General features: G+C 59.3%; 19 protein-coding genes and 1 pseudogene. 12 read left to right on the forward strand and 8 right to left on the reverse strand.

Annotation, left to right across the window (positions count from 1 at the left end; all coding sequences use genetic code 11):
• Positions 1–156: 156 nt before the first annotated feature.
• On the reverse strand, positions 157–411 hold the full coding sequence (locus ACK83U_RS22350; RefSeq protein WP_112335769.1) for a GCG_CRPN prefix-to-repeats domain-containing protein: 255 nt from the start codon (positions 409–411) through the stop codon (positions 157–159).
• Positions 412–588: 177 nt separating this feature from the next.
• Positions 589–1,530, reverse strand: a complete 942-nt coding sequence (locus ACK83U_RS22355; RefSeq protein ID WP_112608848.1) for a phosphatase PAP2 family protein — start codon at positions 1,528–1,530, stop codon at positions 589–591.
• Between the two features lie 359 nt (positions 1,531–1,889).
• Between ACK83U_RS22355 and ACK83U_RS22360 the strand changes: the two genes are divergently transcribed.
• The 6 genes from ACK83U_RS22360 to ACK83U_RS22385 all read left to right on the forward strand — a co-directional run bounded on the left by ACK83U_RS22360 (position 1,890) and on the right by ACK83U_RS22385 (position 6,867).
• Complete coding sequence (locus ACK83U_RS22360; protein ID WP_112608850.1) at positions 1,890–2,843, forward strand: sigma-54-dependent Fis family transcriptional regulator; 954 nt, start codon at positions 1,890–1,892, stop codon at positions 2,841–2,843.
• A 154-nt stretch (positions 2,844–2,997) separates the two neighbouring features.
• Positions 2,998–4,506 (forward strand): aldehyde dehydrogenase, encoded by a 1,509-nt coding sequence (gene adh / locus ACK83U_RS22365; protein ID WP_112608852.1) that lies wholly within the window; start codon positions 2,998–3,000, stop codon positions 4,504–4,506.
• Positions 4,507–4,586: 80 nt separating this feature from the next.
• A complete protein-coding gene (locus ACK83U_RS22370) occupies positions 4,587–4,979 on the forward strand; it encodes a DUF779 domain-containing protein (protein ID WP_112608854.1) in 393 nt (130 codons plus the stop codon).
• A gap of 95 nt (positions 4,980–5,074) precedes the next feature.
• Positions 5,075–5,671 carry a DJ-1/PfpI family protein gene (locus ACK83U_RS22375; RefSeq protein WP_112608856.1) on the forward strand — a complete coding sequence of 199 codons (597 nt, stop codon included), beginning with the start codon at positions 5,075–5,077 and terminating at the stop codon, positions 5,669–5,671.
• 19 nt (positions 5,672–5,690) lie between these two features.
• Entirely contained in the window at positions 5,691–6,041 is a 351-nt protein-coding gene (locus ACK83U_RS22380; protein ID WP_112608858.1) for a ribbon-helix-helix domain-containing protein, read from the forward strand.
• Positions 6,042–6,288: 247 nt separating this feature from the next.
• A complete protein-coding gene (locus ACK83U_RS22385) occupies positions 6,289–6,867 on the forward strand; it encodes a hypothetical protein (protein WP_112608860.1) in 579 nt (192 codons plus the stop codon).
• Here the strand turns inward: ACK83U_RS22385 and ACK83U_RS22390 are convergent.
• On the reverse strand, positions 6,843–7,481 hold the full coding sequence (locus ACK83U_RS22390) for a TetR/AcrR family transcriptional regulator (RefSeq protein WP_112608862.1): 639 nt from the start codon (positions 7,479–7,481) through the stop codon (positions 6,843–6,845). The genes ACK83U_RS22385 and ACK83U_RS22390 overlap by 25 nt on opposite strands.
• A 61-nt stretch (positions 7,482–7,542) precedes the next feature.
• Here ACK83U_RS22390 and ACK83U_RS22395 point away from each other — a divergent pair, with 61 nt between their 5' ends.
• The 5 genes from ACK83U_RS22395 to ACK83U_RS22415 all read left to right on the forward strand — a co-directional run bounded on the left by ACK83U_RS22395 (position 7,543) and on the right by ACK83U_RS22415 (position 11,441).
• Positions 7,543–8,460, forward strand: a complete 918-nt coding sequence (locus ACK83U_RS22395; RefSeq protein ID WP_112608864.1) for a serine aminopeptidase domain-containing protein — start codon at positions 7,543–7,545, stop codon at positions 8,458–8,460.
• A gap of 164 nt (positions 8,461–8,624) precedes the next feature.
• Entirely contained in the window at positions 8,625–8,930 is a 306-nt protein-coding gene (locus ACK83U_RS22400; RefSeq protein WP_112608866.1) for a zinc ribbon domain-containing protein YjdM, read from the forward strand.
• A gap of 181 nt (positions 8,931–9,111) precedes the next feature.
• On the forward strand, positions 9,112–10,119 hold the full coding sequence (locus tag ACK83U_RS22405; RefSeq protein WP_112608868.1) for an aldo/keto reductase: 1,008 nt from the start codon (positions 9,112–9,114) through the stop codon (positions 10,117–10,119).
• Between the two features lie 295 nt (positions 10,120–10,414).
• A complete protein-coding gene (locus ACK83U_RS22410; protein WP_412475002.1) occupies positions 10,415–11,143 on the forward strand; it encodes an acyltransferase family protein in 729 nt (242 codons plus the stop codon).
• A complete protein-coding gene (locus tag ACK83U_RS22415) occupies positions 11,106–11,441 on the forward strand; it encodes an acyltransferase family protein (protein WP_412475003.1) in 336 nt (111 codons plus the stop codon). The genes ACK83U_RS22410 and ACK83U_RS22415 overlap by 38 nt, the downstream gene beginning before the upstream one ends.
• A gap of 43 nt (positions 11,442–11,484) precedes the next feature.
• On the opposite strand, the gene katG is transcribed toward ACK83U_RS22415, so the two are convergent.
• The gene (gene katG, locus ACK83U_RS22420) at positions 11,485–13,683 is read right to left on the reverse strand and encodes a catalase/peroxidase HPI (RefSeq protein WP_112608870.1); all 2,199 of its coding nucleotides are present in this window, start codon (positions 13,681–13,683) and stop codon (positions 11,485–11,487) included.
• 341 nt (positions 13,684–14,024) lie between these two features.
• Here katG and ACK83U_RS22425 point away from each other — a divergent pair, with 341 nt between their 5' ends.
• Positions 14,025–15,035: a LysR substrate-binding domain-containing protein gene (locus ACK83U_RS22425; RefSeq protein WP_112608872.1), complete on the forward strand. Its 1,011-nt coding sequence runs from the start codon at positions 14,025–14,027 to the stop codon at positions 15,033–15,035.
• 489 nt (positions 15,036–15,524) lie between these two features.
• On the opposite strand, the gene ACK83U_RS22430 is transcribed toward ACK83U_RS22425, so the two are convergent.
• The 4 genes and pseudogenes from ACK83U_RS22430 to ACK83U_RS22445 all read right to left on the reverse strand — a co-directional run bounded on the left by ACK83U_RS22430 (position 15,525) and on the right by ACK83U_RS22445 (position 19,400).
• A complete protein-coding gene (locus tag ACK83U_RS22430; RefSeq protein WP_112608874.1) occupies positions 15,525–16,706 on the reverse strand; it encodes a M20 aminoacylase family protein in 1,182 nt (393 codons plus the stop codon).
• Positions 16,707–16,781: 75 nt separating this feature from the next.
• Positions 16,782–17,573, reverse strand: a complete 792-nt coding sequence (locus tag ACK83U_RS22435) for an amino acid ABC transporter ATP-binding protein (RefSeq protein WP_412475004.1) — start codon at positions 17,571–17,573, stop codon at positions 16,782–16,784.
• Positions 17,570–18,514, reverse strand: a complete 945-nt coding sequence (locus ACK83U_RS22440; protein WP_112399530.1) for an amino acid ABC transporter permease — start codon at positions 18,512–18,514, stop codon at positions 17,570–17,572. The genes ACK83U_RS22435 and ACK83U_RS22440 overlap by 4 nt, the downstream gene beginning before the upstream one ends.
• Positions 18,511–19,400: pseudogene (locus ACK83U_RS22445) on the reverse strand (ABC transporter substrate-binding protein). Before ACK83U_RS22445 ends, ACK83U_RS22440 begins: the two are co-directional and overlap by 4 nt.
• Between the last annotated feature and the right edge of the window lie 38 nt (positions 19,401–19,438).

Genomic DNA, 19,438 nt, shown 5'->3' on the forward strand with positions numbered 1-19,438 from the left:
TTTCTGTGGGCTGCCATGTCAAACCGGCAAACGACCGTGAAGTTTATATCGCAGGGCTAGGCTGCGGAAGGATCGAAAAAAGCAGGCCGATCGATCTGTCGGTTGGCATGCGGCCCGATCTGCTAGACCGGGCCGCGCGCATCGCGGAAGAGTAGCTTAGCGATAACGCCAGCCACCATGCCACCACTCGCGATGCACCCAATAGCGATGTCCATCCCAATAGCCACGGCCAGGATAGAAGATGCCATAGGCCGGAACCGCCGGCACGACGACCACAGGCCGTCCATTCGGGCGGCAATAACCGTACGGCCCGCGATGCCAGCCGATACCGCACCCGTCGCGAGCCTCAGCCGGTGAAATGGCGGCAAGGCAGGCGATTGCGGCGAAAGTCAGCAAAATGATCTTTTTCATGATGTCCTCATTCGTCCTTGAAGAGCTTCAAGCTGTTATCCCTTCAGCGCTTAAACGGCGGCGAGTGGCAAATCCGTCGCTGCATAGCGATGATTTTGCATTCGGATGCGAAAGGCTGGTGGCTTCGGCGGCGCCGAAGTGGACAGGCGATGCAGGAGAGCTGCACCCGCTGTGGGATCAGGATCGAATTTCAAAGGCTCGAGATTCAAGGGGAGCCTGAGCCGGGCACGATTTTGCCGCAGGCAGGGTTTTCTTGCCGATGAAGGGCATGCGCCGGATCAAAGCGCGCAGAACGGCGAGAACTGCCTTGTATTGTTCCCCAGGACACAAGCGGCCATTGGCATCATAGGCGAAGAGGAGGCGCCGTCGCGCGAATGCGTGCGCCAGCCCCAAGGCAAAAGCCACGCCGACACCCCAGCCCATCAGCGTGTCGCTTGCCCAATGCGCGCCAACCCATTGGCGCGACAGGCAGATCAGGATACCGAGTGGCATGAAGACGGGGCGAAGGCGGGGGAAGACGAGCGCCAGCGACATCGCCATGGCGCCGGCCGTTGCCGAATGTCCGGAAGGAAAGGAGGCGAAGTCGGCATGGAAGGCGAAGGGGCGAAAGAAAAAGGCGCCGTTCATATCCAGGAGTTCCGGCCTGGCGCGACCGATGATGTTCTTGGCGAGCGAATCGACAATGCCGCCGCCGGCGACCGCCAGGAACACGAAGGCAGCCGCAGTCGCAATGAGATCTGCCCCCGTTCGCATGGATTTCCGCAGTTTGTGCGCGGGCGCGAGGATCGCAAAAATCAGCAGCGCTCCGCTGAATGAGAGCACCAGAAGCCCGGTGCCGAGGCTGCTGATCCACTTCGCCGTCCCACGCAATTGCGCGGGAAACGATTTCATCCAGATGCCCAAGGGATAATCGGCCGTCCACATGACGAGCAATGACAGCGCGAGGAAAATGGCGATGATGACGATCGGGCGCTCCAGAAATGCACGATTCGCAGGAGGCTCAATGGTCGGTGTGTTGAAGAAGCAGCGAAGGCCGCCGGCCATTCGTCTGCGACCGGTGTCGGCGGAGCTCGCCAGCGCATCTTTTACAGCCTCTCGGCGTCGTTGCCATGCCCGCATAAAGCCGACTTTCCGTTGCTGTCGAAACAGCCTCTTGTGGAGCCGGGCCACCAATCGCCTTTCGCTCCTTTTCCCTTGGAAAGCTGCTACCGCAACACACTGACAGCCGCCTGAAAGATCTCGATGGGCAGGCCGGATCCCGGTTGTCGGGACGACAAAGCGAAAGCCGGGCATCGACCAGCCGATTTCGACGACCCGAATTGCAAAGTCGTGGCTGAAGGGATGAGCAGTGCCCAAAAAGAACTTTTATCAATGAGATGGTCGCTACTTCCGGCTACCTTGAACGAAAGTCGCCGGGAGGATTGCTTCATTGGCCATTTTTAGCGACAATTGGGTTAGCGTTCGGTGGGAGGAGCCAAATGCACGACTATTCCGCACATGCGGATCAGGTTTACGCGTCGGCGCAATCGGCGGCGGCGAGTTCTTCGGTTGTTGCCTCCTGGCGACGGTGCATGGTCATGCATCGTCTTGCGCCGGAGGAGAAGCGTCTGCCGATGCGCTTGACTAGCCAGGAATTTCAAACGGCGCTGGAGCGATCGGACCGGTTGGTTGCCGAAGCTGCCAATGAGTTGGATCGCCTCTTTCTCGCGGTCGGCAAGGCCGGCTGCTGCCTGCTTCTGACCGATCGCAACGGTATCGCGCTGGAACGCCGCGGCGCCGTCGGCGACGATAAGGAGTTCCATGATCTCGGCCTATGGACCGGTTCTGTCTGGACGGAAGCGAGTATCGGTACCAACGGCATCGGGACTGCGCTTGCCGACGAGCGGGCCGTTGCGATCTTCCGAGACCAGCACTTTTTCTGCTCCAACATCAATCTCAGCTGCACCACGGCGCCGATCCGCGATCATCGCGGCCAGCTTGCCGGGGCACTCGACATTTCGAGCTGCCGCGACGATGTGAGCGACGGGACACTGGCGATCCTGTCGCAGACGGTGCGCGACGCGGCAGTGCGCATCGAGCTCAATCTTTTCCGCAGCGCCTTTGCCGGTGCTCGCTTCGTCATGGTGCCGACGGATATCGCATCCACTTCGGCACTGCTGGCGGTTGACCGCAACGACCTCGTGCTCGGTGCGACCCGCGCGGCCCGCCTTGCATTGAAGCTCGACGATCATCGCATTGCCGCGGGCATTCCGGCCTCCGATGTTCTTCGCGAGCAGCAAGGGGGCGCGCGCGAGGATCTGATTGAGGCAGAGCGCGCCGCCTTGCTCAGGGCTCTTTCACGCGCCAACGGCAATGTCTCCCAGGCGGCCACGGCGCTCGGCATGAGCCGCTCGACGCTGCATCGGAAGATGAACCGGCTCAATCTGCACTGAAGTGCCGTCAACGCGCATTCGATCCGGCGGATGTCGCAGAGTTGCGACACTGTGCGCTGCAGCACGGCAAGCCACCTCTATCGCCGGCCGCGATGTGGCCGCAGACTTCTCCCATCGGTTCGCTCATCGAACCTGCCGACCAAGGGAGGATGGCATGCTGCATCAAAAGATCGTGGAATCTCCGTTCAAGCTGAAATATGGCAACTATATTGGCGGCGAGTGGCGCGAGCCGATTGCCGGAAGGTACTTCGACAACTTGACGCCGATCACCGGCGGCAAGATCTGCGAGATACCGCGCTCCGACGAAAAGGACATCAACGCGGCCCTCGACGCCGCTCACGCGGCGAAAGACAAATGGGGCCGGACCTCCACGACCGAGCGCTCCAATATTCTGATGAAAATCGCCCAGCGCATGGAAGACAAGCTGGAAGTGCTGGCGCAGGCGGAAAGCTGGGACAATGGCAAGCCGATCCGCGAGACTATGGCGGCCGACATTCCGCTCGCCATCGATCACTTCCGCTACTTCGCTTCCTGCATTCGCGCCCAGGAAGGCTCGATCGGCGAGATCGACCACGATACCGTCGCCTATCATTTCCATGAGCCGCTCGGCGTCGTCGGCCAGATCATTCCCTGGAACTTCCCGATCCTGATGGCCGCCTGGAAGCTTGCGCCGGCGCTTGCCGCCGGCAATTGCGTCGTCATCAAGCCGGCAGAACAGACGCCGGCTTCGCTTCTGGTCTGGGCCGAACTCGTCGGCGATCTTCTGCCGCCCGGCGTGCTCAACATCGTCAACGGTTTCGGCCTCGAAGCCGGCAAGCCGCTGGCGACCAGCCCGCGCATCGCCAAGATCGCCTTTACCGGCGAGACGACGACAGGCCGGCTGATCATGCAATATGCCAGCCAGAACCTGATCCCCGTCACGCTCGAACTCGGCGGCAAGTCGCCGAACATCTTCTTTGCCGATGTCGCGGCCGAAGACGACGATTTCTTCGACAAGGCGCTCGAAGGCTTTGCAATGTTCGCGCTTAACCAAGGCGAGGTCTGCACATGCCCGAGCCGAGCGCTGATCCAGGAATCGGTCTACGACCGCTTCATGGAGCGTGCCGTCAAGCGCGTGGAAGCCATCAAGCAGGGCAATCCACTTGATGTCGCAACCATGATCGGCGCGCAAGCATCGAGCGAGCAGATGGAGAAAATCCTCTCCTATCTCGATATCGGCAAACAGGAAGGCGCCGAAGTGCTGACGGGCGGTGGTCGCGCCGATCTCGGCGGCGAGCTGTCGAGCGGCTATTACATCAAGCCGACCATCTTCAAGGGGCATAACAAGATGCGGGTCTTCCAGGAGGAGATCTTCGGCCCGGTCGTATCGGTCACGACCTTCAAGGATGAGAAGGAAGCGCTCGAAATCGCCAACGATACGCTCTATGGCCTCGGCGCCGGCGTATGGACCCGCGACGGCAATCGCGCTTATCGCTTCGGCCGGGAGATCCAGGCTGGCCGCGTCTGGACGAATTGCTACCATGCCTATCCGGCGCACGCTGCCTTCGGCGGCTATAAACAATCGGGCATCGGGCGCGAGACGCACAAGATGATGCTCGATCACTACCAGCAGACCAAGAACATGCTGGTCAGCTACAGCCCGAAGGCGCTTGGCTTCTTCTGAGTTCTCCCAACCAAGCGAGCAAGGCTCCCGGCTGCGGCCGGGAGCCTTCCAGCATTTTCAGGGGGTGATGGAGGATCATCATGGACGACAGTGGATCGGAGCCGCGGGTGCTGGCGACCGATAAGGCGCTCGAGCTTATCCGCGAGATACAGCAGGACCACCCCGATATCCTGTTTCATCAGTCGGGTGGCTGCTGCGACGGCTCTTCGCCGATGTGCTATCCGGCAGGCGAATTCATGATCGGCGACAGCGATGTCAAACTCGGCGAGATCGGCGGCGTGCCGGTCTACATCAGCGGCAGCCAGTTCGAGGCGTGGAAGCATACGCAGCTCATCATCGACGTCGTGCCGGGGCGCGGCGGCATGTTCTCGCTCGACAACGGGCGGGAGAAGCGATTTCTGACCCGCTCGCGCCTGTTCGGCGGTAGCGAAGCCTGCTCAGTCCCGGACATCAGCCGTGCGCCGGCGCAATAGGCAGGGTCATAAACGGCGTGTAGTATTGGCCTAATACCCGCAACCGCAGGCGCTTTGCTAGACTGCCGTCCGTTGGTTTTTGAGGGAGGACGACGATGCCAGCAGCAAAGATTTTGATGATCACCGGTGATTTCACCGAGGACTACGAGACCATGGTGCCGTTCCAGACGCTGCTTGCCTGCGGCTATACGGTTCATGCCGTCTGCCCCGGCAAGAATGCCGGCGAGACCGTGGCAACGGCCATTCATGATTTCGAAGGTGATCAGACCTATTCCGAGAAGCGCGGCCACAATTTCGCATTGAACGCGACCTTCGCCAGTATCCGGGCTGAGGATTACGACGCGCTCGTTATTCCGGGCGGTCGCGCGCCGGAATATCTGCGCCTGAATCCAGAGGTCATTAAGGCCGTTCAGCATTTCTTCGTGGCAGACAAGCCGGTTGCCGCCATCTGCCACGGTGCGCAACTGTTGGCAGCGGCCGGTGTCCTCAAGGGACGCACCTGCTCGGCCTATCCCGCCTGCCGTCCCGAGGTGGAGCTTGCCGGCGGCACCTATGCCGATATTGCCATCAATGACGCGGTTGCCGACGGTAGTCTCGTCACCGCCCCGGCATGGCCGGCGCATCCGGCATGGTTGCGGCAATTCATGGCTGTGCTCGATGCCAATGCCTTGTCCGCAGCAAACGCCGCCTGAATTTAAGGGGGGGACGCGCATGTGCGAATTGTTCATCAAGGCCGATGCCAGGCTCTGGGAAAGCACCACGCGCTCCCTACGCATCGACGGTATGGTGACCAGCGTCAGACTGGAAAACTTCTTCTGGTCGAAGCTGGAGGAAATCGCCCGGCGTGACGGCATGAACGTGGTGCAGCTGATTACCAAGCTGCACCATGAATCGATCGATGCCGGCCACGATCTCGGCAATTTCACCTCGTTCCTGCGGGTCTGCTGCGCACGCTATCTCGACCTGCAATTGGCCGGCGACATTTCGAGCGATCTCTCCCAGCCGATCGCTGGCGCCGACGCGCCCGCCATTCTTGGCCGCGAGCGTCTGAAGTATCATTGATCCTATCGATGCGGCAGCGCGGCATCCGGAAATCGTCGCACGGCCGGTTTCGTGGTGGCCGTCGCGTCGACAATAACTCTTATGGCGGCATACAACTTATAGGGAATGTTTCGTGGCGAGGCGTATCCTGGGTTATTCAAACCTTAACTAACTTCCGGTAGTAATTGAATCATCGACTATCGCATGAGGCATAGAGCTTTGCGTCAGGCTTCCATGAGGGAGAGGCTGTGGCGCTTGAGGATAAGCGATGACATCGATTTCAAATGTGCCTTCCGCGGCTTTGGCCATTCTCCAGCAATTGAATAAGGGCTCGACAATATCGGAGCAGCCTCCATCCGCCGCCGATGGCCTCATTGCGGTGGCGACCGGCCTGACGAATAAGGTGGCCGTTTCCAAGCAGCCCACTCAAGCTCAATCGAAAGTTTCGGAAGCCATGTTCGGCATGAGCAAGGACAGCATCGCGAAGCAGAAGCTTGATCTTATCGAGCGGACAGGCAGGGCTCTGGGGGTCGAACGAAGCGACTATTCCTCCATGGACGAGTTTGTTGCAGCGATGAAAAAGGTCTATGGCGAGATAAAGGTGCAGGCTGGGGGCATGGCGGTGTTTCATGCGCTTGAAAGGCAGCTCGGCCTCGATAAGCTTGGCCTGTCGATCGAAGACGTTATCGAGAGCGCTCAAGATGGCGACAGCAACGACAAGGTCACGAAAGCCCTCGAAAGGCGGGCGAAGAAAGAAAAGGACGAGGCGAGCAGAACCGGATCGGATCAGGCTATCCAGATCGATGCGGCTGCTGCCAATCTCTACGGCCTGCTTTCGTTCAACTGACATGGTTTGGCAGTCGCGGAATCGAGTTCTGGCGGTGCCGTCAGACGACTTTTGATGAGCTCGGCTGCCGCATCCGCTGCAGTTTCCATATAGCTCGGATCGCGATGGAGCAGGACCACGGCAAATGAACCGTCGAGGAGCAGCATTATCTGCCGCGCGAGCGGCCGGGCATCATTGCCGGCTCCGGCTTCCATAAAGGTTGAAGCAAGCCAATCCTCGACGCGTTTCTTGTGGGCACGAGCAGCCGCCAGAGCCGGATGGCCGGGAAGGTTGATGAGCTCGACCGAGGTGCGCAGGAACCCGCAGCCCTTCCATTTGGCGCTACGCGCCGATTGTGCCAGATGGCGAAAAATGCCGGCAACCTTCCCGGCTGTATCGCCTTTCGTTTCCTCGAACCAGCGTTTGAAGAGGACGAGGTTTGGCTCGTCTCGCGCCTGCAGATGGGCGGCGATCAGATCGTCCTTGCTGCGGAAGTGATAGTAGAGGGTACGCTTGGTGATGCCTGCCTTTTCGGCAATGGTATCGACGCTGATCGCGCGGATGCCATCGCGATGGAAAAGTTTTCCTGCGGCCTCAAGTATGCGTTCGCGTGTCGGCTGCGAGCTGTCTTTCATGACTCAATGTATACCGGGTAGTGAATATACACAATGCGGCGGTGGCCTCATCCTCCGTCCCATGAACGAGCAACACATTCCATCATCCTCGGGGCCGCGCAGCACGCCGATTTCCATTTCATGTGCCGACGGCGTCGTTCTCGGCGGTCATCTCTGGCTGGCGGAGACGGCTAAGCCGGAAGGCAGCGTGATCATCAACCCGGCCACGGGCGTGCTTGCGCGCTACTATCACCGCTACGCGCAATTTCTGGCTGGGCATGGGTTCGATGTCCTGACCTATGATTATCGCGGTATCGGGCTATCGCGGCCGCAACGGCTGCGTGGATCCCGCTATCGCTGGCGGGATTGGGGTGAGCGGGATTTCGATGCCGCACTTCAATGGCTGGCTGGCTATCGTCGCAGCGGCCCATTGATGGTGGTCGGCCATAGCGTCGGCGGTTTCCTGCCGGGACTGGCCGAACATGCTCCTATGATAGACAGGATGCTGACAGTCGGCGCCCAATATGCCTGGTGGGGCGATTACCTGCCGCACTGCCGTGCTGCCCTCTTTTTCAAATGGCATGTCGCCATGCCCGCAATCACTGCGCTCTGCGGCTATTTTCCCGGTCGCCGGCTTGGCTGGCTGGAGGATCTGCCGAAGGGGGTAGCAAATGAGTGGAGCTTTCGTGGTCCTCGGTTCGAGCGCAGCCATCCAGCGGCAGAGAGGCAGGATGCTCTTCGGCGAATGGCCGCGGTCCGGGCGCCGATCCTCGCGATTGCGGTTTCGGACGATGAACTTGGCACGGTGCCGGCGGTTCGCCGCACGCTGAACTATTATACGGGTGCGCAATCCATCCTGGTGCATCTGCATCCTATTGACCTTGGCCGCGACAGGACCGGTCATTTTGGCCTGTTTCACGATAGCTACAAGGAGAGTTTCTGGGTCGACACGCTGTCGTGGCTTCGCGAGGGCCGCAATCCCTGGTCGGTCTCGGCGTGAAACTGGAAGGTTAGGCTCGCCTCAGGGCTGTCGCTTTGCGCGGCTGCCTGTATTGCATAGGCTGATCGTCTCGGATAGACGCCGTTTTCGGATCATGATTGAGATGGAAGCTAGGCATTTGTCGGCTCCGGAATATTTGAAAAAACCGTGAAGTGGAGTTTGGAATGACCGGCCAAAATGACGAATATGTCTATGACGAAGTGACCGGCGAGTGGCGGCCCGCCGCAGAGATGGCTGCGGCAGCTGCTGCAACAGGCCTCATCGTACTTGATGCAAGCGGTAACGTGCTTGCCGATGGCGACTCGGTTACCCTCATCAAGGATCTGAAAGTGAAAGGCGCCAACCAGACCTTGAAGCAGGGTACGGTTATCAAGTCCATTCGACTGACCGACAATCCTGAAGAGGTCGATTGCCGTTACGACGGGATCAAGGGTTTGGTTCTCCGCACCGAGTTCATACGCAAGCGCTAGACCGTGGCGGCGGAGGAATTGTTCCTTTCGTGATGTGCGGTTGCAAAATTGAACGGTGTCGCGCCGATTATCCGGATTTCCGAATTGTAAAATTGTAAATTGGTGCTTATCTCCCTTGCTTGATGCACTTACATGATGTGGAAAGTTATGTAGCGGCTGCAGACCGGCTGGGGGATTATGCATGCATCTCGAAGACTATGCCGCACTCGGCCGCTCGGAGTTGCGCGTCAGTCCGCTTGCACTCGGAACCATGACTTTTGATACGGGGGGCGTCTGGCCATCCCGTGAAAACCAGCCTGCTGCAGTTCTGGCGCGCTATCTCGAACTCGGTGGCAACTACCTCGATACTGGCAATGGAGCGGTCAAAGCGGGCGGCCAGACGGTTGTCGGCACCTATATCGCCCAGAATTCGATCAGACGTGGCGATCTTGTCATTGCTGGCAAATTCAATGTCGAATGGGATGGTGAAACACCTGGCCGCAAGGCCGTGATAGCCGGTTTCGAGCAGGCCCTTCGACGGCTGCGCACCGATTATCTCGACCTTTATTGGCTTGATAATTGGGATATCCAGGCGCCCCTGGAAGACATACTGGCAGCGCTCCACGATCTCGTTCAGTCCGGAAAATTGCGTTACTTCGGCATTTCCGATGCCCCTGCCTGGAAGGTGGCGCATGCGCACCTCCTGGCGCAATCCAACGGCTGGGCTCGGTTCATCGGTCTGCAGATCGAATATTCGCTTGCAGCAAGGCTGTTTGAAAACGAGCTCATTCCGCTGGCAACAGGATTGGGGCTTGGCGTCGTCTCGCATTCGCCCTTGAGTGGCGGTCTCATCAGCGGCAAATATAAGCCTGCCAATAATGCGGGCATGAGACGGGGGCATGCGGCGCAATTGGCGCAAAGGCCCGATGAGCAGGATCTTGAAATCGTGGACGCCTTATTCCGCGTCGCCGACGAGCTCGGTACGACGACCGCACGCGTCGCTCTTGCCTGGGCAATGGGACGCCTTGGCGTATCTTCGACGATTATCGGCGTTCATACGCTGGAACAACTCAATGAGGATATCGGCGCACTCGATGTCCAGCTCTCGCCCGAGCAGACGGCGACACTGGATGCGCTTACGATTCCCAATCCCGTCATGACCCTGCCGCTGCCGTTGCACAACGCCGCGCCCCTGTGCTGCGTCGATTGAGCTGCAGCCTGCAAGCGATGCATTGCAGCCGGTGTTCGATGCTTCCAATTGCGTCCGGAAGCATGGCGCCGGAGCAAGAGGACGATTCGATGTGCGGAGGAATGGCCGCTAGAAGCGTTGCCGATTGTCACACGATCATTATTCAATCTCACGAGTGCATGTTTGAGACGTATTCGTAGTGAAATCGCATTACTTCAAATGTTGGCGCTGTGCTTACTTTCGATAGTACTTAAAGTAATTTCATTAATATTGACGCCTTACGGTAGCGGTTCGATAGCGCAGCCGACGGTTACCGATGTCAGAAGCAGGAAGACCGACCTATATTCCGGCCCTTGATGGATGGCGTGGACTCGCCGTCTTTCTGGTATTGATGGGCCATTTCGGCGGCGACAAGTACATGCCCGGTCTTGGATCCGCCGGTGTGGATCTATTTTTCGTGCTCTCCGGACGCCTTATGGCCGAGATCCTTTTCGTCAGGGAGATGCCTTTGGGCACTTTCTTCCTTCGGCGTTTCAGCCGCGTCTATCCAACTTTGTTTATATTTGTTTTGGTGAATACGGCGATCTTCTCGTCAACGTCGCTTGCGCCCGACCTTGCGGCTGTCCTCGCCGCCCTTTCTTTCACGTTAAACTACTTCATAATTACCAGTCACACCTTCGTCTCGATATTCGATCACATTTGGTCATTATGCGTCGAAGAGCACAGCTACCTCCTGCTTGGGCTGCTAGCCTTTTCATTGCGTGGTGCCGGTAACAGGTTCGTGGGGTTTTCCCTCTTGTTGCTTGGTCTTACCGCACTTGCCACCGGCATTTTGCAATATGACGTTTACGGGCAAAATCCATTTATCGTTTTTTGGTCGAGCCAGGTGGGCGGCAGCGCCAATTTTGATTTCAGCTGGGTTGTTCCTGCTGATCGGGCAGCGAAGCCGCGGATTACCCCTGGAATGGTTGGTACCTTTGATATTTTTCTGCGGCTTGGCTGCGCGCTTGTTCGCCGATGTCGCCTGGCTATTTTTCGGCGTTAAAACCCTATTGCTGGCGATCAGCGTGTGTTCGATCGAGAGCGCCACTCGCTTTTCCAGGATTTTATTTGAAGGCTCCATTATTCGGCGACTTGGGCGGATGTCGTTCTCAATCTATCTATGGCAGCAGCCGTTTTACGTGCTGGCTCGGCAAGGTCTCTTAGCCGAACTGCCTGCGCTGGTCATAGCCATATGCCTTGGGTTGCTTAGCTACTATCTGATCGAGCAGCCCGCACGCACGGGATTGAATGCGTGGTTCGAAAGAAGCAAACGGCCAAATGCCGTTTCTGAAGGCGGTTGAAAAAGGGCGCGATCACCTTTGATCGCGCCCGATATTTTCAGCATCAAGCGATGTCGAAGCGGTCGGCGTTCATGACCTTGGTCCATGCCGCAACGAAGTCCTGGACGAACTTCTTCTCGGCATCGGACTGGCCGTAGACTTCGGCGATCGCGCGCAGTTGCGAGTTGGAGCCGAAAACGAGATCGGCGCGTGTCGCGGTCCACTTCACGTCGCCGGTTGCCCGGTCGCGGCCTTCGAAGACGTCCTTGGCATCCGAAACGGCCTTCCACTCCGTGCCCATGTCGAGCAGATTCACGAAGAAGTCGTTGGTCAGGGTTTCCGGACGCTTGGTGAAGACGCCGTGCTGGCTCTGGCCGACATTGGCATTCAGCACACGCAGGCCGCCGATGAGGGCGGTCATTTCCGGCGCCGTCAGCGTCAGAAGCTGTGCCTTGTCGATCAGCAGCTCTTCGGAAGAGACGGTGTAGGCCTGCCGCTGATAGTTGCGGAAGCCGTCGACGATCGGCTCGAGAACGGCGAAGGCCTCGACATCGGTTTGTTCCTGCGTCGCATCGGTGCGGCCCGGAGCGAAGGGTACGACCACGTCATGGCCGGCCTTCTTCGCAGCCTGTTCGATAGCGACCGAGCCGCCGAGAACGATCAGATCGGCAATCGATACAGTCTTGCCGCCGGTCTGGGCATCGTTGAACTTCTTCTGGATGCCTTCGAGCGTTGCCAGCACGGAAGCGAGCTGTGCCGGCTGGTTAGCCTCCCAGTCCTTCTGTGGAGCAAGACGGATGCGAGCGCCGTTTGCACCGCCGCGCTTGTCTGAGCCGCGGAAGGTCGAAGCCGAAGCCCAGGCGGTCGAAACCAGCTGCGGGATGGTGAGACCCGATGCAGCAATCTCCGCCTTGAGGGCGGCGACATCGCTGGGCTCGATCGATACGGGACCGGCAGCCGGGATCGGATCCTGCCAGATGAGCTCTTCGCTCGGCACTTCCGGGCCGAGATAGCGCACGCGCGGGCCCATATCGCGATGGGTCAGCTTGAACCATGCGCGGGCGAAGGCATCAGCGAACTCATCTGGATTTTCGAAGAAGCGGCGGGAAATCTTCTCATAAGCCGGATCGAAGCGCAGGGCGAGGTCGGTGGTCAGCATGGCAGGAGCGTGACGCTTGGACTTGTCATGCGCGTCCGGGATCGAGCCGGCGCCGGCGCCATGCTTCGGCACCCACTGATGCGCGCCCGCCGGGCTCTTCGTCAGTTCCCATTCATAGCCAAACAGGTTCCAGAAGAAGTTGTTGCTCCACTTGGTCGGCGTCGAGGTCCAGGTGACTTCGAGACCGCTGCCGATCGTGTCGCCGCCCTTGCCAGTGCCGAAGCTGTTCTTCCAGCCGAGGCCCTGTTCTTCGATGCCGGCTGCTTCCGGCTCGGGGCCGACATGGGCTGCGTCACCGGCACCATGGGTCTTGCCGAAGGTGTGACCGCCGGCAATGAGGGCGACAGTTTCTTCGTCGTTCATTGCCATGCGGGCGAAGGTTTCGCGGATGTCGCGAGCGGCTGCAAGCGGGTCCGGATTGCCGTTCGGTCCCTCAGGATTGACGTAGATGAGACCCATCTGCACGGCTGCGAGCGGGTTTTCCAGATCGCGATCGCCGCTGTAGCGCTTGTCGCCGAGCCAGGTATCTTCCGCGCCCCAGTAAATGTCCTCTTCCGGCTCCCAGACATCTTCGCGACCACCGCCGAAGCCGAAGGTCTTGAAGCCCATGGATTCCAGCGCGACGTTACCGGTCAGGACCAGCAGGTCGGCCCAGGAGATGCTGTTGCCGTATTTCTGCTTGATCGGCCAAAGGAGACGGCGAGCCTTGTCGAGGTTGACGTTATCCGGCCAGCTGTTGAGCGGAGCGAAACGCTGCGTGCCGGAGGAGGCGCCGCCGCGGCCGTCGCCCGTGCGGTAGGTGCCGGCGCTATGCCAGGCCATGCGGATGAAGAGCGGACCGTAGTGACCGAAGTCGGCCGGCCACCACTCCTGCGAATCCGTCATCAGGGCGGTGAGGTCCTTCTTCAGGGCCTCCAGATCGAGCTTCTTGAACTCTTCGGCATAGTTGAATGCCTTGCCCATCGGGCTGGACAGCGCGGAGTTCTGATGAAGGATCTTGAGGTTCAGCTGATTCGGCCACCAGTCCCGGTTCGAACGTGCGGAAACGCTCGTGTTCCCATGCGGAAACGGACATTTGCCGGCAGTCTCGACTTTTGTATCCATGATACTCTCCCTTACGATGATTTGATTTGTGACGACCGGAGAAGGAGCTTTGCCAGCCCGCCGGGAAATGGCCCGGTTCCAAAACTGGTATGGCAGCGACATGTCAGACGCATGAATCTCTCGTCATTCTGGCCTCGCGTGAAACGGAGACGTGGAAGCAGGCAAAGCTTGGATCCCCTGCCTTCCGACCGGTCCGTGCATCGATGAACTGAACGCAGTCAATGCTCTCATTATGAGCTTCGTATGACAGGCGGCCGCATCTCATCTTTGCTGCGGCACTATAGCCAAGGCTTTCCATTAATTTAAGTTGGATTTCCTGATTGGCGCGATAAGATAGACTTATGGCAAACTTCACGCTCAAACAGCTTCGCTATTTCGAAGCGCTGGCTCGGCTCGGCCACTTCGGACGTGCCGCCGATCTATGCTCGATCTCTCAGCCCGCCTTGTCGATGCAGATCAAGGAGCTGGAGGAGCAGCTCGGCACGAACCTCTTCGAAAGAGGCGCAAGACAGGTCCGGCTGACCAATTTCGGCGAGGCCTTCGCGATCCGCGTCCGCGACATCCTGCGCTCTGTCGATGAGCTGGGAGATCTTGCCCGTGCGTCGCGCGATCAGCCGGTGGGCCGGTTGCGCATCGGCATCATCCCCACGGTCGCGCCCTATCTGCTGCCGAGCATCATCGGCAATCTCTCCCGCATCTATGACGGGTTGGATATCCATGTGCGCGAGACTTTGACGTCGAAGCTGGTCGAAGAGTTGGAGGAGGGGAGGCTGGATACGGCGATCGTCGCTCTGCCCGTCTCTGAGACATCTCTGACGGAAGTGCCGCTGTTTGCGGAAAACTTCGTGTTGGTGCGACCGAGCGAGGACGAAGGCAAGCCGGTTCCCAACCGCGAGGCGCTTCGCGAAATGCGGCTGCTGCTTTTGGAAGAGGGGCACTGCTTTCGCGACCAGGCGCTTTCCTTCTGTAACATCCATTCAGCTTTGCCGCGGGAACTGATGGATGGCAGCTCGCTGTCGACGCTGGTGCAGATGGTCAGCGCCGGCATCGGCGTCACTTTGATACCGGAGATGGCCGTGGCGGTGGAAACCCGCTCGGCCTCGGTGTCGACCGTGCGCTTCCAAAGCCCGCAGCCCTCGCGCACCATCGGCATGATCTGGCGCAGGACGAGCCCTCTCGCCAAACAGCTCCTGCAGATTTCCGAAGTGGTGCGCGAGGCGGCCGACGCCATGCGCGAACAACATGATTCGATCGGACGCGCGCAGGATCTGGAGTTTGATGGCCGATTGCAACCGTCGGCTGCTCGCCACCCCGGCTTTGCTGCCGTCAATGACCCCGCTTCGCAGCGGTAGGCTCCCATCGCGCATTAACGCTGTTGGAATCTTTTCCACAGAAGGCAATATTTCAAACGATTGAAAATATTTTAATCGTTTAAATAGTTTAATGCCTTGATTTACAAAGAAACTCCTCCATGTCATGCCAGTAACGCATGGCAATGGAGGTCGTGATGCAAGAGTTTGAAAACGTAAGAAATGAAATTCCTACGTATGTGATTGATCGCCTCGAAAATGAATGGCGGGTAATGCAGACTCGGAATGGGCAGCTGGAGGCCGGGCTGGGGACTGAAACGCCTGCAAATACAGCGCCTGCAACGGGCGATAGTCTCGGATCATTCGATAAGTAGTATTTATAAAGGCAGGAATCGTACTGCGCTCGCGGGTCTAGAGCAGTTCCGCTTTTTTCCATGACATCCAGAAAACGGATCAGCCCCGGCTTGTTGCCAGGGCTGCTGTTTATCGTGGCGTCGCCAGCTCCGCCTTGCGATCCAGACAGGAACCGGTTCAGGCGTCGAGATAACGCTCGGTCAGACGCGCCCACATAGCGGCACCGACGGTGAGGCTTTCATCGGCGAAATCATACTTGGCGCTGTGGAGGATGGCCGAGTTCACGCCGTTGCCGAGGCGCAGGAAGCTGCCGGGCTTATGCTCTAGGTAATGCGAGAAATCCTCGCTGCCGGGGATAAGGCCGCAGGTGGTGACCTTCTCAGCGCCGACAAGTTCCTCGGCGACCATTCGCGCGAATTCCGTTTCCTTCTCCGAGTTGACGACGACCGGATGGCCATGGACGTAGTCGATCTCGACACTTGCGCCATAACCCTCTGCAATGGACGCTGTCAGCTTGCGGATGCGTGCCTCAAGCAGCTCGCGCACCTTCGGATCGAAGGAGCGAACCGTGAGCAGCATCTTCGCACTTTCGGGAATGACGTTCGATACTTCGCCGGCATGGATGGCGCCAACGGTCACGACTGCTGTCTGGGTCGGGTCGACGCTGCGGGCGACGATTGTCTGCAGACTGACGACGAGGTTGCAGGCGACAACCACCGGGTCGATAGTCAGATGCGGGCGCGAGGCATGGCCGCCTTTGCCTATGATGGTAATCTCAACTGTGTCGGCGGCCGCCATCAGCGGGCCGGAGCGCAATAGCCAGGTGCCCTCCGCAGCACCCGGATGATTGTGCAGCCCGTAAATGACGTCGAAGGGAAAGCGTTCGAACAGGCCATCCTTGATCATCGCGGGAGCGCCGCTGACAGCGCCCGCCTCCTCAGCCGGTTGGAAGATCAGGTTCACGGTGCCGTTGAAGCGGCGGGTGCGGGCGAGATATTCGGCCGCTCCGAGCAATATGGTGGTGTGGCCGTCGTGGCCGCAGGCATGCATCTTGCCCGGCGTCTTGCTGGCATAGGCGGCGCCGGTCTGCTCGGTGATCGGCAGGGCGTCCATGTCGGCGCGGATCGCAATGCTCTTCTTGCCGGCTCCAACCGTCATGCGCGCGACGACGCCATGACCGCCGACATTGCGCGTCACCTCATAGCCCCAAGCTTCCAGCTTCTCGGCGACGAAGCGCGCGGTTTCCGCCTCTTCGAAGGATAGCTCGGGATTGGCGTGCAGATGCTGGCGGATGCCGGCCAGTTCGGCCTTCATCGGCTCGAAATCCGAGAGGCGGGCGAAATCGTTGTCGAGGGTCATGGCTGTTCCAATGGTTCGCTTGAGCCGCTTTCCGCCAGAAAGCGTGCAGGCTGCACTGATGATGGAGCTGTCGCGCTAGATGAAGCGCGACAGGAAGCTTCTGGTGCGGGGATGCTGCGGATTGCCGATCACATCCTCCGGCTTGCCCTGCTCAACGATCTTGCCGCCATCCATGAAGACGACTCGGTCGGCCGCTTCGCGGGCGAAGCCGATCTCGTGGGTGACGACGATCATCGTCAGGCCTTGGCTGGCAAGGTCGCGCATGGTGGCGAGCACTTCGCCGACGAGTTCCGGATCGAGCGCCGAGGTCGGTTCGTCGAAGAGCATCAGCTTCGGCTTGATCGCCAGCGCTCTTGCAATCGCCACGCGCTGCTGCTGGCCGCCGGAGAGTTGCCGGGGGTAGTTGTGAGCCTTGGCCGACAAGCCAACGCGGTCGAGCAATGCCAGCGCATTCTCGGTTGCCTGCTTGCGGCTTTCGCCATGAATGCCGATTGGCGCCTCGATGACATTCTGCAGCGCTGTCATATGCGGATAGAGATTGAACTGCTGGAACACCATGCCGATCTTGCGCCGCTGCAGCGCGATCGCATGGTTGGAGAGCTTGACCAGCCGACCCTTGTTCAGCCGATAGCCGATCTGCTCGCCATCGACTTCGATCGAACCGCGATTGATCGATTCCAGATGATTGATGCAGCGTAGGAAAGTCGACTTGCCGGAACCGGACGGCCCGAGAATGACGACGACTTCACCGGGCGTCACATCGAGGTCGATGCCTTTCAGGACTTCAAGATGTTCGAAGGACTTGTGGACGTTGCGCGCCTGTACCAGGGGACTGGCGTTGACGATTGAGTTCACGGAAGCGTTCATTGGCCTGCCTCCTGTGCCGGCACAAGCGCGGGCGTGCCGTCTGCTGCCACCTTCGTCCCGCTGGTGCGGCGGTCGGCGCGGCTATAGTAGCGCTCGATATAGCTCTGGCCGATATTCAGCACCGACGTAATCAGCAGATACCAGATGACGGCGACGAGCAGCATCGGGACGACCTCAAAGGTGCGGTTATAGATCGACTGCACTGAATAAAGCAGATCGGCCATGGCGATGACGCTGACGAGCGAGGTCGCCTTGATCATGCTGATCAACTGATTGCCGGTTGGCGGCACGATGGAGCGCATAGCCTGGGGGATGATGATGCGGCGCAGCGCCCGAATACGTGTCATGCCGAAGGCTTCAGCGGTCTCGAACTGGCCTCTGTCGACCGAAAGCAGGCCGCCGCGGATGATTTCGGCCATGTAGGCGGCTTCGTTCAGAGCAAGGCCGGCGATGGCAGCCGTCATCGGGCTGATGACGGAATTCGTGTCCCAGCTGACGAAGGTCGGGCCGAAGGGAATGCCGATCGATAGCGTCGGGAAGAGCGTCGAAAGATTGTACCAGAAGATCAGCTGCACGAGCAGCGGCGTGCCGCGGAAGAACCAGATGAACAGGGAGGCGAGCGTGCTTGCCAGGGTGTCTTTCGACATGCGGGCAATCGCCAGCAACAGGCCGAAGACGATGCCGAGCACCATGGCGACGACGGTCAGCCCGAGCGAGACATAGAGGCCGCTGATGACGACGGGGTCGAAGAAGTACTGGGCGACGACATGCCAGCCGAAGTTTTCATTGCGCGCGACCGACCAGGCCCAATAGGCCGCGATCGCAAGGGTAACGATCCAGGCTGCCACACGACCCTTCGGGAACGGTGTGTGGGCATTCGCCACATCCCGCTCCCCCGCATCGCCGGAAGGCGATGCGTTGTTTCTGGAGTTCGAGCTCATTTCGGCAACGTCCCGCCAAGATTGATACCGGGTTCCTTGATCATGTTGTTCTCAAGGCCCCATTTTTTCATAATGGCGGCATAGGTGCCGTTGTCCATAAGAACCTTGACGGCCTCCTTGAGGATCGGACCGAGCGGCGAGCCTTTCGGCACGACGGCACCTTGATAGAGATCCTCGAAACCGTTTTTTTGGCCGACGCCCGTTAATTCGAGCTGGCCGTTCGCCTGAGAGACGAAATAGGTGAGCGGGGCTTGCGAGGAGAAGAAGGCGTCGGAGCGCTTGGAGCGGACCGCGAGAATAGAGCTTGGCTGGTCGGTGAAGGATTGGACTTCAATTGCACCCTTGCCGTCGGTTTTGCACTTCTCGGCCTGAACCTGGATCACCTTTTCGGCCGATCCGCCGGCCATGACGGCGATGCGCTGGCCGCAGGCGCTGTCGAGCGAGGTAATCCCCTTCGGATTGCTCTTCTGGACGGCGAAGACGACGAATTCCTGCACCCAGTCGACGAAGTCGTTGGCTTCCTCGCGGCTCTTGAAATCGCCGATCGGCCCGAAGGCAAACTGATAGCGGCCGGAATTGATGCCCGCGAGGATGGCGGGCAGGCCGCTGACGCTTTCATGCTCGATCTTCACGCCAAGCACCTCGCCGATCGCGTCGGTCAGATCGGCGCTGGCGCCGGTCAGCTTGGTGCCCGTGACGATCTCATAGGGAGGGAAGGAGCCGTTGTTGACGGAGATCATCTTGCCCGATGTGCGGATCGCTTCCGGCAGCTTGGCTTGCAGATCTTTGTTGACCGAAAGTTTCGGCAGGCTCGCATCCTCGGCGAAGGCAGCACCCGACATCGTCAGGTTGCCAGGGCGATGTAGATCATTTTCTTCAGCGACATGTTCATTCCCCTTTTTGCTTTGTGTCTCTGATACGATG

Origin of the sequence: Rhizobium sp. WW22 (assembly GCF_047041135.1) — a bacterium.
Classification (GTDB): Bacteria; Pseudomonadota; Alphaproteobacteria; order Rhizobiales; family Rhizobiaceae; genus Rhizobium.

Bases quoted from the DNA above. Each gene is read 5' to 3' on its own strand.
- ACK83U_RS22350 (WP_112335769.1), bottom strand. From the start codon at position 411: ATGAAAAAGATCATTTTGCTGACTTTCGCCGCAATCGCCTGCCTTGCC.
- ACK83U_RS22355 (WP_112608848.1), bottom strand. From the start codon at position 1,530: ATGCGGGCATGGCAACGACGCCGAGAGGCTGTAAAAGATGCGCTGGCG.
- ACK83U_RS22360 (WP_112608850.1), top strand. From the start codon at position 1,890: ATGCACGACTATTCCGCACATGCGGATCAGGTTTACGCGTCGGCGCAA.
- adh (WP_112608852.1), top strand. From the start codon at position 2,998: ATGCTGCATCAAAAGATCGTGGAATCTCCGTTCAAGCTGAAATATGGC.
- ACK83U_RS22370 (WP_112608854.1), top strand. From the start codon at position 4,587: ATGGACGACAGTGGATCGGAGCCGCGGGTGCTGGCGACCGATAAGGCG.
- ACK83U_RS22375 (WP_112608856.1), top strand. From the start codon at position 5,075: ATGCCAGCAGCAAAGATTTTGATGATCACCGGTGATTTCACCGAGGAC.
- ACK83U_RS22380 (WP_112608858.1), top strand. From the start codon at position 5,691: ATGTGCGAATTGTTCATCAAGGCCGATGCCAGGCTCTGGGAAAGCACC.
- ACK83U_RS22385 (WP_112608860.1), top strand. From the start codon at position 6,289: ATGACATCGATTTCAAATGTGCCTTCCGCGGCTTTGGCCATTCTCCAG.
- ACK83U_RS22390 (WP_112608862.1), bottom strand. From the start codon at position 7,481: ATGAAAGACAGCTCGCAGCCGACACGCGAACGCATACTTGAGGCCGCA.
- ACK83U_RS22395 (WP_112608864.1), top strand. From the start codon at position 7,543: ATGAACGAGCAACACATTCCATCATCCTCGGGGCCGCGCAGCACGCCG.
- ACK83U_RS22400 (WP_112608866.1), top strand. From the start codon at position 8,625: ATGACCGGCCAAAATGACGAATATGTCTATGACGAAGTGACCGGCGAG.
- ACK83U_RS22405 (WP_112608868.1), top strand. From the start codon at position 9,112: ATGCATCTCGAAGACTATGCCGCACTCGGCCGCTCGGAGTTGCGCGTC.
- ACK83U_RS22410 (WP_412475002.1), top strand. From the start codon at position 10,415: ATGTCAGAAGCAGGAAGACCGACCTATATTCCGGCCCTTGATGGATGG.
- katG (WP_112608870.1), bottom strand. From the start codon at position 13,683: ATGGATACAAAAGTCGAGACTGCCGGCAAATGTCCGTTTCCGCATGGG.
- ACK83U_RS22425 (WP_112608872.1), top strand. From the start codon at position 14,025: ATGGCAAACTTCACGCTCAAACAGCTTCGCTATTTCGAAGCGCTGGCT.
- ACK83U_RS22430 (WP_112608874.1), bottom strand. From the start codon at position 16,706: ATGACCCTCGACAACGATTTCGCCCGCCTCTCGGATTTCGAGCCGATG.
- ACK83U_RS22435 (WP_412475004.1), bottom strand. From the start codon at position 17,573: ATGAACGCTTCCGTGAACTCAATCGTCAACGCCAGTCCCCTGGTACAG.
- ACK83U_RS22440 (WP_112399530.1), bottom strand. From the start codon at position 18,514: ATGAGCTCGAACTCCAGAAACAACGCATCGCCTTCCGGCGATGCGGGG.